This is a genomic window from Candidatus Vagococcus giribetii (assembly GCF_017316185.1).
Taxonomy (GTDB): domain Bacteria; phylum Bacillota; class Bacilli; order Lactobacillales; family Vagococcaceae; genus Vagococcus; species Vagococcus giribetii.
The window spans coordinates 24269-36855 of the sequence record NZ_JAFLVX010000002.1 but is presented as its reverse complement, the minus strand read 5'-3'; the positions used below and the strand labels follow the sequence as shown (position 1 = coordinate 36855).

The 12587-nt window shown below is 33.4% G+C and carries 12 protein-coding genes; 3 read left to right on the top strand and 9 right to left on the bottom strand.

The window, feature by feature from the left end:
* Positions 1–14: 14 nt before the first annotated feature.
* Positions 15–1355 (top strand): aminotransferase-like domain-containing protein, encoded by a 1341-nt coding sequence (locus tag DOK76_RS00240; protein ID WP_206964068.1) that lies wholly within the window; start codon positions 15–17, stop codon positions 1353–1355.
* A gap of 230 nt (positions 1356–1585) precedes the next feature.
* On the opposite strand, the gene DOK76_RS00235 is transcribed toward DOK76_RS00240, so the two are convergent.
* From DOK76_RS00235 to rlmH, 4 genes are read right to left on the bottom strand one after another with little or no spacing between them, the layout of a single operon-like run.
* Positions 1586–2347 carry an HNH endonuclease gene (locus DOK76_RS00235; RefSeq protein WP_206964066.1) on the bottom strand — a complete coding sequence of 254 codons (762 nt, stop codon included), beginning with the start codon at positions 2345–2347 and terminating at the stop codon, positions 1586–1588.
* A 24-nt stretch (positions 2348–2371) separates the two neighbouring features.
* On the bottom strand, positions 2372–2563 hold the full coding sequence (locus DOK76_RS00230; protein ID WP_206964061.1) for a hypothetical protein: 192 nt from the start codon (positions 2561–2563) through the stop codon (positions 2372–2374).
* On the bottom strand, positions 2535–3560 hold the full coding sequence (locus DOK76_RS00225) for a hypothetical protein (protein ID WP_206964060.1): 1026 nt from the start codon (positions 3558–3560) through the stop codon (positions 2535–2537). The genes DOK76_RS00230 and DOK76_RS00225 overlap by 29 nt, the downstream gene beginning before the upstream one ends.
* Before the next feature lie 31 nt (positions 3561–3591).
* The gene (gene rlmH / locus DOK76_RS00220) at positions 3592–4071 is read right to left on the bottom strand and encodes a 23S rRNA (pseudouridine(1915)-N(3))-methyltransferase RlmH (protein ID WP_206964059.1); all 480 of its coding nucleotides are present in this window, start codon (positions 4069–4071) and stop codon (positions 3592–3594) included.
* Between the two features lie 320 nt (positions 4072–4391).
* Between rlmH and DOK76_RS00215 the strand changes: the two genes are divergently transcribed.
* Complete coding sequence (locus DOK76_RS00215; RefSeq protein ID WP_206964057.1) at positions 4392–5762, top strand: S1C family serine protease; 1371 nt, start codon at positions 4392–4394, stop codon at positions 5760–5762.
* Between the two features lie 44 nt (positions 5763–5806).
* On the opposite strand, the gene DOK76_RS00210 is transcribed toward DOK76_RS00215, so the two are convergent.
* Genes DOK76_RS00210 through yycF form a run of 5 tightly spaced genes read right to left on the bottom strand, consistent with a single transcriptional unit; the run spans position 5807 to position 11317 of the window.
* The gene (locus DOK76_RS00210; protein ID WP_206964055.1) at positions 5807–6604 is read right to left on the bottom strand and encodes an MBL fold metallo-hydrolase; all 798 of its coding nucleotides are present in this window, start codon (positions 6602–6604) and stop codon (positions 5807–5809) included.
* A gap of 57 nt (positions 6605–6661) precedes the next feature.
* Positions 6662–7492, bottom strand: a complete 831-nt coding sequence (locus tag DOK76_RS00205; protein WP_206964053.1) for a two-component system regulatory protein YycI — start codon at positions 7490–7492, stop codon at positions 6662–6664.
* Positions 7492–8775 (bottom strand): YycH family regulatory protein, encoded by a 1284-nt coding sequence (locus DOK76_RS00200; protein ID WP_206964051.1) that lies wholly within the window; start codon positions 8773–8775, stop codon positions 7492–7494. Before DOK76_RS00200 ends, DOK76_RS00205 begins: the two co-directional genes overlap by 1 nt.
* The gene (walK, locus tag DOK76_RS00195) at positions 8772–10598 is read right to left on the bottom strand and encodes a cell wall metabolism sensor histidine kinase WalK (protein WP_206964049.1); all 1827 of its coding nucleotides are present in this window, start codon (positions 10596–10598) and stop codon (positions 8772–8774) included. The genes DOK76_RS00200 and walK overlap by 4 nt, the downstream gene beginning before the upstream one ends.
* Before the next feature lie 14 nt (positions 10599–10612).
* Positions 10613–11317, bottom strand: a complete 705-nt coding sequence (gene yycF / locus DOK76_RS00190; RefSeq protein ID WP_206964048.1) for a response regulator YycF — start codon at positions 11315–11317, stop codon at positions 10613–10615.
* A gap of 611 nt (positions 11318–11928) precedes the next feature.
* Here yycF and DOK76_RS00185 point away from each other — a divergent pair.
* Complete coding sequence (locus DOK76_RS00185; RefSeq protein WP_206964047.1) at positions 11929–12483, top strand: Ltp family lipoprotein; 555 nt, start codon at positions 11929–11931, stop codon at positions 12481–12483.
* The last annotated feature ends 104 nt before the right edge of the window (positions 12484–12587 follow it).

Genomic DNA, 12587 nt, shown 5'->3' with positions numbered 1-12587 from the left:
GAGGTGAATTTTATATGGAGAAATACTTACAGATCAGTCAGGATATTCTTAACTCTATGCGAGAAGGAGAGTATAAATCGGGTGACAAATTACCTTCCATTAATCAACTAAGTAAAGAATATAACTGTAGCCGTGGAACTGTGATTAGAGCTTATCTTAATTTAAAAGAGCAACAATTTGTTTATGTAAAAAATAAAAGTGGTTACTACTCTTCTTTTATACCCGAGCGAAGTAAAAAAAGTACGGGGTATCATTTAGAATCTGGTAACCCATTAATGGGGACTTTCCATATTCCTTATGCCAAACAAAGTCTCTCTCTTGCTTTAGAAGCCTATCAAATGGAATCTTTAGATGCCGATGTTGTTGGTGTTTCAAATGTTGTAAAACAATTAACTAAAACACTAAGTAATATGGGGATTTATACGAAAGAAGACAGTCTATTTTTAACAATGGGAATCCAACAAACTGTGTACACGCTTTTTAAAATGAAATTTCCAAACAACCGGAAAAATATCTTACTTGAAGAGCCTACTTACCGATTTGTAGTAGATATATTTTTAGAGACACCACACGAAAATATTTATACAATAAAACGAACAAAAGACGGTTTTGATTTATTAGAATTAGAAGCTATTTTTAAAACTAAAGAGATTAAATTTTTTTATTTAACTCCTAGAAATCATAACCCTTTAGGCACAACTTTATCTGTTAATCAAAGAAATAAAATTGTTGCTTTGGCTCAAGAATACGATGTTTATATTGCAGAAGACGATTATTTTTTAGATGCCAATTATATTCCCAACTATACAACTCTTCATTATTTAGCTTCCGGGAAAAACTGCATTTTTTTAGGGTCGTTTACTAAAATATTACCTTACTTAAGAATTGGGTTTGTTATTGTACCCGCAGAATTGCAAGAATTTTACCATGCTGCTGTCGATAAAATAATGCATACTGCTTACTATACTCCTCCACTTATTTCTCAATCTATGTTAGGGATTTTAATTCAAAATAACTTTTTAGAAAAAAACAAATCAATGATTAACAGCGAGTTGAAAAATAAAATTAAAATGATAAAAAAATGCATCGCCCATTGGGATAAGACAATCGTAAACTACACTGGTTTTGATGGTTATTATTCTAGTATCCAATTTAAAGATAATTTCTCCATTGATCAGTTAATTGAAAATCTCAAAAAATTGAATATTTTTGTTGTTAGTAACATCTCTAATTATTTTTTTAAACAACATTTCGACAACTCCATTAGAATTTCAATAGCAAAAGTAACCGCTAAAGAAATTTCAGAAGCTTTCCCAATTATTTATGAAGAAATAATAAAACTTAATGTTGATTAACTTCTACAATGGCTAGTTTTATTGAAAAAAAGATGATAAATCTGAGATTAATACTCAAATTTATTATCTTTTTGTAGTTCTTAGTGTGATTCATTTTGTAAATTTTTAGGTTTTCTTTTATTTTTTATATGATTAGATTAGCTTCACTGTTTATGATGCGAGTAGTATAGGCTATTGTTAGTGGTTATCACAACACTAACAACAACTAACATTATTTTGCCCTCTCACAATTATTTTCTTAACAAATTTTTCAATTCATCTATTGTTAACACTTTTCCTTTTCTCCTATGAATCATTCTATGACAATTTGAGCATAAGGGGATCAAATCAGTTATAGGATTTACTATTTCTTCATCTGTAAAACTAGAAATTGGTTTCGTATGGTGAATCTCAATAAAATCCTTGCCAATTTCACCATATGTTTGACCAAAATTAAACTCACAACAAGCACAACTCAAGCCATGGTAATTAATAGCTGCTTGTCTTAATTTTGAATTTCTTTCATATCTGTAAGTATAATATCCTATTCGTTTTCCTTCTTTATCAATTAATAATGTTGTTAGATCAGAACTAGATTCATTATTTTTAATATCATTATCTAATTCCCAAGATAAGATTGCTGTCAAAAGTTCAGAATTAATTCGTTCGGGACTCTGTAAATAACTTTTTAAGCCATTATTTTTTAACCAAGCTCTATCCATACCTTCATCAAACATTGTAATAAGTTTCATTCTAAAATAACCTGTTTTACTAATCTTGACTTCTTCTTTCCAAAACATATCATCTTTAAGTCTATTTTTATCAGTTACTTGGTTATCAATCACCTCTAACTTAGCAATAATTCGTTTAGATGTTTTGGATTCGTAAATATAGAAGATATCTCCAATTTCAATACTTATTCTCTTTGTCCAATCAACTTCATTATCAAATTGATCTAAAGCACCCCTAACGTCATAATAATTAGGATTACAAGGTCCTATCCAGTAGGTCATTGAATATCTTTCCCCTTTTCTTGACTAATCTTCGATACTTATAGCAGTCAATAAAATTACTCCCAAAGTTCCTACAACTGCCGCAGTTCCAGTTCCAACTGCTTTTCCCTTCTCTTTAACTGATTTTTTATGATGACTACAAAATAGCCCTTTTTCTCCTGGTATCTCTTTTTGACATTTTGGGTACTTACAAACTTTCTTCTTTGATTCGTTCATTTCCCTCATCTCCAACCTCTATCTCTTTATTTGTGATTAATGATTCTATTTTTGTTGATACTTTTTGTGACATCTCTAAAAATTGTCCATCATCTTCTTTTCGATTATTATCAATTAACCATGCAATAGAACGATTGTCTTTGGTCTTATCACTTAATAAGGTTTGATCAACAAATGCTTTATAATTTCTAAGGGTTGTTGATATTGCTTTAGCTTCACCTAATGTTGTATATGCTACTACGTTCAATTGAACTGATGCATTTAGATAACTTAATGATTCTGTTAAATGTTTTTCTAACCTAATTATATCTTTTGTTTTTGTCTTATCGTTGATTAGTTCTAATGAATTTCTATGAATTGAAAACATTAATTTTCCAATCGTTTCATTATTCAAGTTTATTGCTGAAGACAATAAGTTTTTCCTAATCGTTTCATCAGATACGGACATTCCTTCTAACACCATTTGTCTAGAACTAATGAATCCTGCATACCGATCATCATATTGACCTTGTTCCACTCTAGTAACTGCTTGAGTTAGTGTTTGTATCTGTTCTGATATTTCTTTCAATTGATATTGAACTGCTGCTAACTGTGGTAACATACCTAAATCAGTCATTACTTTTTCTTTTAAAGTTACAAAACTTTGGCTTCTTCCAGTTGCAGCATCTTTAATTACTGCATATGTTTCTCCTGTTTTAGCTCTCACGCCTAGTTTCCACTCACCACTAGCTAATTTTTCTTTTGCTACTTTAGATAAATCTGCTACATATTCAGTTTTTTGACTATCAAATAGATTTTTTAACTCTCCTATTGTTGAAGCGTTTTCCACAATCATATTGGTAAGCTTATTCAATATCTTATTATTTACTTGAGCATTAGCTGTTTCTTGCAAACTACTTAACGAAAAAGCTTCAAAATTATAATCATATAGGCTTATATCTGTTACATCGATTATTAATTCTGATTCATTAGGTATTATTATATCAAATTCATTCATAATATTTTCCTCCTAATCTAATCAACCTCACCTATTTATGATACGCATGCCCATGTATTATCCTAAAACAACGATACACTTGCTCTGTTAAGATCAAGCGCATTAGCTGATGTGGATAAGTCAAGCGACCAAAGGAGATTTGAGCGTCACTTCTCTTCATTACCTCTTCTGACAATCCTAGCGAGCCTCCAATCACAAAGGCGAATGAGCTAGTTCCTCGTGTTGATAGACTATCAATTTGCTCAGCAAAGCCTTCTGAGGTGATTTCTTTTCCCTGAATTGCTAAGGCAAATACGTAGTCACTATCTGATATTTTAGACAGTATTTTTTGTCCTTCTTTTTCTTTTACTTGTAGCATCTCTGCGTCACTTAAGTTTTCTGGTGCTTTTTCATCAGGTACTTCAATAATCTCAAACTTGCAATACTTACCTAATCGTTTTTCGTATTCAGCTATACCTTGTTTTAAGTACTTCTCTTTTAGTTTTCCTACTGCAATTATTTTTATCTTCATTTTATCTCATCCTTTTTTTCTATTTGTCTACCTTCAACAAGTTATCCACATTAATCCACAGTTTTATTCACAGGTTTTCTCTTGTTTTTCTAGTTATCAAGAGAGTTATACACATATTTGTGGATAAGACATGTGTATAAGTGACTTCTTAATTCTATTTTTTCATGCTTATTTCACGATTTTTAAATTAAAAAAGTTAAATTTTACGAAAGTTCTTCACTTTTTTTTCAAACTTGAAGGTTAGACTGTATTCAATAAACAAATTATAATAAAAATAGATAATTATTTAAAGGAGGAAAGGTGCTTAGCACCGAATATATATGAGAAAAGATGTTACCCCACACCAACCAGGTCGTCAGACAGAAGAAAAGAAAAGTGATTTTATTAGAAATACAAAGAGTAATGACTCTTACATCAAGCGTTTTGGAGTTTCCTTATTAGGAGGGGCTTTAGGTGGTATGCTTATTCTAGGTGGTTATACCCTTATTGATAATAACTCAAATAATTCATCTAACAATCAACAAGCTACTCAAAAAGTTGAGGATACAGGTAAAACAAAAGTTCAAAATACAAAAGTCGATGCTAAAACTGACGTGACAGAAGCTGTTAACAAAATGGAAAATGCCGTTGTTTCTGTTACAACTCTTCAAAAACAAGCCTCACAACTTTCTGAGTTGGAAAGAATATTTGGCCCAGCTGGTGGTAAAAGCGAAGATACAGGTGAGTTAAAAGAAGCTAGCGAAGGTAGTGGCGTTATCTACCGTAAAGATGGCAACAAAGCTTATATCGTTACTAATAACCATGTAGTAGCTGGTGCTGACGCTGTTAATATTTTATTCAACGATGGAACAAAAACAGAAGCTAAAATTATCGGAACAGATACGTATAGCGATTTAGCTGTTTTAGAAATTTCATCAGAACACGTTCAAGCAGTTGCTGAATTTGCTAATTCAGATGATATCAAAGTTGGTGAAACTGCTTTAGCTATGGGTTCTCCACTTGGTTCAACTTTCTCTAACTCTGTCTCACAAGGGATTGTCTCTGCTAAAGACAGAATGATTAGTAACCAAACAGATGATGGTCAATTAATTAACAGTAAAGCCATTCAAACAGATGCTGCGATTAACCCTGGTAACTCAGGTGGTGCCTTAGTTAACACAAGTGGTCAAGTTATTGGTATCAACTCAAGTAAAATCGCTCAAGCCGCTTCTGGTGTCTCTGCAGAGGGTATGGGATTTGCCATTCCAAGTAATGAAGTGGTTAAAATCATCAACCAATTAGAACAAGGTAAAGATGTGGTTCGACCAATGCTTGGTGTTACCATGATTGACTTAAACATGATCAGTGCTCAAGAAAAAGCTGAAGTCTTAAAACTAAAAGATGATAAAGTCTCTTCTGGTGTGATTCTTGGTTCTGTTGAAAAAGATTCTCCTGCTGAAAAAGGTGGTCTTAAAAAATACGATGTGATTACCCAATTTGATGGTAAAGACGTATCAACTAGTGCCGACTTACAAAATATTCTTTATCAAAAAAATATTGGTGATAAAGTTGATGTGACTTATTACCGTGAAGGACATCAGAAATCAACTACTATCACATTAGATCAAGATTCAAGTAAACTATTAGAAAAACAACAAAAACAAAAAGAAGAAGCGCAATCTGAAGCTGCAAGTGATGCCTTTAATCAATAAATAAGCGAAAAAAAGATGACTCTTTTAATTAGAGTCATCTTTTTTTATATAGCGAATAAATCACAGGCCTTATCTGGATCAGTGTCCATGACTTTGACTTGTTTATAGATATCCACATCATGTTTGATGAGAGTATCTGTCATAGTCATATGAGCTAGTTCTTTTAAGTTGTTTTCTTTACTTAGATGGCCTAAGTAAATTCGTTTGGTTTTGTCACCAATCACATCTGTCGCAACTAAAGCACCATCTTCATTAGATAAATGTCCTTTGTCACTTAAAATACGTTGCTTCGTACTCCAAGGGTAACGTCCCATTCGCAACATGCCTAGATCATGATTGCTTTCCATTAAGTAACCATCAGCATTCTTGATAATGCCTCGAACTCGGTCACTACAATACCCTGTATCTGTTAAGACCACAAAGGATTTGTTGTCTTTATGGAACTGATAAAACTGAGGTTCTGCTGCGTCATGAGAGACGCCAAAACTCTCAACATCTAAATCTCCTAAAGTCATTACTTGACCCATGTTGAAGATATTTTTTTGCTCAAAGCTAATGTTGCCGATTAAAGGCTCCATAGCTAACCATGTTTTTTCATTGGCATAAATATCTAGCTTGTATTTTCTTGCTAGTACTCCCACACCGTGAATGTGATCTCGGTGCTCATGAGTGACTAAAATGGCATCTAAATCTTCTGGTTTTCGATTGATCTGCCCTAATAAAGCAGTAATTTTCTTACCACTCAACCCAGCATCAACTAATAATTTTTTCTTGCCTGTTTCAACGTACAAGCAATTTCCAGAACTACCGCTTGCAAGGACACTTATATTAAACTCACTCATCGCTTTCAAGGGCCTTCCTTTCTACTTATAACTGACACCCAGTATATAACATTTTACCTAATTTTTCACTTCCGACACGTTGCTAGAAATAATGGCAGATGAGAAAGCATTCACTCGTTCTACTTGAATGTTATTTTTGTTTGACTCAACAGCCACAAACCAAGCTGGAATGTAAACATTTTTCTCACGTACTGTAAACATACGCGTATAGCCTAGCTCAATCCATTTAATTTTATTCCCTGATTGAAGTCGGTTATTTGTATACAAGCTAATAATCGCTTCTCTTTCAGTAATTAAATTTTGTGGCTCACGCAAAGCTTCAATGTTACTTAAATGCGTTTCTTCATAAGAATTAATAGCTAGGCTATCAAAATTATTTTTACCAAGAATTAAGCTGATTTGTGAAGTTTCATCGTAAAAAGGTATCCCTTCAAACTTTTGATGGAACACATACTTCTCACCTTTTTGACTTTCAAACTCACTTAACTCAAATTCTTTTCCAAATAACACATTGCCTTCTTTTGAGACGAAATGTTGTGCTTGTTTTTCTTCGTCGTTGTCAACCATCTCTGTTTCTAACTTCGAGGTCATTTGCCCTGTTAACTGACCATCATTGACTTGCCATTCTTGATTTTTTAATTCTGTTTTAGCTTCTGAATAAAGCTCTGTTTCTTCTGCTGATAAATAATACCCTTGTTGTGTCTTCTCTGATAAATCATGTGGAATCTTAATATCATCTGCTTTTAAACGCTCTTCAATGTTTTCTGAAATAGCACCTGTGGACACTGTTTTTTGTTCTTGGTCCCCTTCTTGATACACGTAAAATAAAAACATATTCAAGAATAAGAAAACCACTAAAAAGATGCCTTCAACTCGTTTAAAATCCATTACTTAGCACCTCCTTGTTCAATCAACGCAGAGGCTGGGTACCAATTATCTTGATACTTGATGTACCAAGTTGGGACCAAATCAACAACTTGTTTGGTTTCTAAGTTTGCTTGCCATTCGTAAGAAATTTGAGCATCATCAATTAAGCTCAAATCCACACCCGCTACTGCCAAGTTACCCATCAACTCCGCTGTAGGAATCAACGTCACTGTCTCATCTGAGGGAATTGGCACTTGAATGGTTTCTTGATTGGTTCTAACAAACACATTTTTGTTTTGGACGCCTACTTCTAAACGGCCCTTCATGTTTTTACCAAAGACAGGAAAGCCTTCAATGTAGTTACGGTAAATAATATCTCCTTCTTTAGCATCAAAGAAACGCAAAGTACCTAATGTACTTCCTAAGTTCTCTACATACTGGAACGTATCAAAGTAAATATTATTACCTTTAGCATTTTTACTTGTTTTTAGCTTACCAAAGTAATTAACTTCACCTGTACTTGATTGAATGGTTAGAGATTCACCCTCACCATTAAACACATTTAAATTATCACTTTCATTGGAATACAAATCATTTGGCTGATTAAAAAATGCCTTGGTAAAAGTGGTAAAGGACTGTGTTGCTACAATATAGCTATAGGTTTTAAGTTTCACTTCTTCTTTTAAGTAGTAGATACCTGCCACGTTATCTGGCGTTAAGGATACAGGTAAATAATTATTTCGCTTCGTATCTTCTAACAGATGCTTTATACTTTGCGTGTCACCAGAGACATCATACTCTACTCCCTGATTCAGCTCATGATTAACAAAATAAACTTTTTCTTTATCTAAAGAAAAGATAATTCGATTGAATACAAAGTCAGACATTTTACTTGGTATATTCAAGCTCATCTCATAAACCTCTTCATAAGTCGCTAATGGAAAAGCTTCAGGGAAAAATAAATTAAAGGAATCACTTGTATATAAGGCTTCTTCAATTTTTTTACTGCCGATTTCTTTACCATTACGAAATTCAAAGGCTGACAATTTATTGTTCACATCAAGAATAGTACTTTCCTTGTTGGAGTATACGTAATCATCTTTACCTTGGTGATAAAACAATTTGGTTGGTACATAAACTTCAGTCATCTTTTTGGTATGAAGTACTTCTTCACTGCTTGCTTTACCTTTATCTGATAGAGAACGATTGGCTGGTTTAGTCCATATTTTATAGGAGAGTAGCAAACTAATGAGAATCATAATAACTAGACTTACTTTGATAACACGATCAACTATTTGGTTCATTCCCACAAGTCCTCCTCATATGGTTCGTATGGTAAGGAAATAAAGAAGGTTGAGCCTCTATTTTCCTCACTTTCTACCCAGATACTACCGCCATGAGCTTTTACCGATTCTTTTGAAATCGCAAGTCCTAATCCGGAACCTCCCATGGCTCTTGATCTTGCCTTGTCCACACGGAAAAAGCGATCAAACACTTTTCCTAGGTTTTGTTTTGGAATTCCCAGACCCTCATCAGAAATACTTACAATCACATTCTTATGAGTTTCAAGTAAACGACACGTAATAGTTCCTCCAGCTGGAGAGTATTTCATGGCGTTATTTAAAATGTTATCAAACACTTGAATCATTCGGTCCGTATCAATTTCTACCCAAATCGAACGCTTCGTGAATTCTCGTTTAATTTCATAATTTTTATCACTGTCTTTAATGACCATATCAAATCGATCTAACACATAATTGAACAACTCATTTAAGTTAACCAACTCTTTTTTCAACTCAACTTTGTTAGCATCCATACGAGATAGTTGCAGTAAGTCATTAATCATTCGAATCATTCGGTTGGTCTCTTCTTGAGTGACTTTTAAGAAAGCTGGAGCAACTTCTGGATCTTGCCAAGCTCCATCAACTAAAGCCTCAATATAACTTCTCATACTCGTTAATGGTGTTCTTAATTCATGGGACACATTAGAAACGAATTGACGACGTTCTTCTTCATCTTTTTCTTTTTCCGTTACATCATGAAGTACACACACTAACCCACTGATAAAACCAGACTCGCGACGAATCATCGAAAATTCTGCACGGAGTAGCATGGCTTCATCTAATTTTTCAGAAAAATCAATCAAGATTTCTTCTTGTTCTTCTAAAAGTGTTCTAAACGTATATTCTTCCTCAATATCTAAAAGAGTTAAAATAGAGGTTCCGAGTACATCTTCCATTTTAATTTGCATTAAATTAAGGGCTGTCTCATTAATCAAAATAATGTTACCACGACGATCCGTCCCGATAACGCCATCGGTCATATGAGAAAGCACGCTGTCAAGACGCCTTCTTTCAGCATCCATGGTTTCTTGAGCTTCTTCAATCCGTGCTGATACTTCATTGAATGTCTCACCCAACTGACCTAACTCATCTTTTCCGTAGACTTCTACTTGTCTTGAGTAATCCCCATTAGCAATACGCACTGCTTGTTGCTTCATCTCACCAATCGGCTTTGTGATGGTTCTAGCAACTAGAAGGGCAATAATCAAAGAGAAGACTAAAGCAATCATAGAGGCATAGAAAAAGATTAAAGCAATGTCACTAACTTGCTGGTACTTGCTTTCAATATCACTTTTTACGTAAAGAAAACCAATAACCGCATTTCCTGTTGGTGCATAGATTTGTTGAATATTGACATACACTCGATCTCCCGTAACAGGATCTCTGCGCTCTTCTCGTTTTTGTGTGTAAGAGTTAAACGCTTCGTAATCATTTTTCTTCCCAACGTCTCCTTGAAGATTTGGGTCACTTGTGGCAATTACAATTCCCTTATCATCAACTAAACGTGCTTCTAAAATATCACTTTTAGAAAACTCGACTAGGGTGCGTTTTAAATTATTATCTTTTGGATTTTCTTTGTATTTAGTTAGCTCACTACTTAAATTGGTTGCAAGGGAATCCACTTGTGAGGTGATGTTGTCCTCAAATGTTTGAATCGTTGAAGCTTCTAATTCACGAATAAAAATAGCCCCGATGATTTCAATGGAAATCATCAACAGTAAAACAAATACTAGGGCTATTTTAAAATGGACGGAAGAAAAAAAGCGTAATTTTTTTTGCTTCATCTTATTGGGTACTCCTAATCTTGTTCAGGATTTCTTAAGTAATAACCCACACCACGACGAGTCACTAACCATGTTGGATGACTTGGGTTATCTTCAATCTTCTCACGTAAACGTCTCACTGTTACGTCTACTGTACGCACATCACCAAAATAATCATATCCCCAAACTGTTTGAAGTAAATGTTCACGGGTCATCACTTGACCAATGTGTTTAGCTAAGTAATGTAATAACTCAAATTCACGATGAGTTAACTCAATTGTTTCGCCACGTTTTGATACCACATAAGCATCTGGGTGAATCGTTAATACGCCAATATTTAATTCATTGTTGTTTTCTTCTTCTACTTTAGCGCTTGTGTTGCCTTGACGTCTTAAGTTAGCTTTCACACGAGCTACTAATTCACGATTTGAAAATGGCTTAGTCACATAGTCATCTGCACCAAGTTCTAAACCTAATACCTTATCAATTTCTGAATCTTTTGCTGTTACCATAATAATTGGTGTGTCATAGTTTTTACGAACTTCACGACAAACCTCTAAACCATCCATTTTTGGTAACATTAAATCAAGTAAAATCAAATCTGGTTCGATTTCATTTACCATCTCTACTGCTTCTTCACCGTCAAAAGCGGTAAACACTTCATATCCTTCTTTACTCAAATTAAATTTAACAATATCTGAAATTGGTTTCTCATCATCTACTACTAATATTTTCTTCAAATTAAGAACCTCCTTAAATTTAACATTCTTTAATTGGTCACTTTTTATTATACAACATTTTTCAATCTATCTAAAATTTTATCCCATTCTTTTCATTTAAAGCTTGAGCTTATCCCATTCTTTGTCAATTTTTCGTTAATTCTACCAACTTTTGCCTATTGATGAGCAAAATATGAATTCAAAGTAACAGTTGATATAACAAGCTTTAAGATTCATTATGTTATTCATTTTTAAAAAAGTAAGCTTTTATGTTGTCAGTTTATTAGTTATGTTTTAAGCTATTGGTATAAGTTAATTTATTTAATTTATTCGGCTAATACTTCAACGTAAGTTTTGTTTTCCCCTTCCCTTACAAAACCTTTCTTACGTTGAGGTAGATTAGACAGTAGCTTTTAGCTATTGTCTTTTTTGTTATTTTAAACACATATTAAAGCGCTTTCTTTTAACTTCGGTCTAGTTACTTTTTTCGGATATATTGCCTCTTTTTGTCAACGAAAACGCTAGTCATTTTATTTGCATAAAAGAAAAACATCACTCTCCCCTGTCAAGTTTGAGTGATGTACTAAATATATAACAACACAATTATTATATCATATTGGAGGAGAATGAAAATGGCAAAGAAACACATTGTTGGTGAAGATGGTAAGAAATATGTAATGAAGGAGAAGAAACCTTTTTATAAAAAATGGTGGTTCATCGTAATCGTTGCATTTGTGGTAATTGGTTTTATTGGTTCGTTAGGTGGAGGATCAGATAAAGAAACAACCAAAGAAAAAGACGCACCACAAAGTTCAGTAGCAACTAACACAGAAAAAGTTGAAACAAAAAAAGAAGTTGCTGAGCCCAAAAAAGATGATGTCCCTATGGAATTTAAATCAGCATTAAAGAAAGCTGAAACTTATTCTTCTATGATGTCTATGTCTAAAGCTAGTATCTATGATCAGCTTACTTCTGAACATGGTGAAAAATTTAGTCCTGAAGCTGGTCAATACGCTGTTGATAATTTAAAAGCTGACTATAATGAAAATGCATTAAAAAAAGCTGAAACTTATCAATCTGAAATGTCAATGTCACCTGACTCGATAATGGAACAATTAACATCTGAGCATGGTGAGAAATTCACACAAGAAGAAGCACAATATGCAATCGACAATCTAAGTAAATAAAATAAGCATTTCTTATACTTTCTAGGGGATTCAAGAACTTTTAACATGAAAGCTTATTTAGAAATCATGATTTCCTAATCACAAAAAATAGTGAATATGTAAGT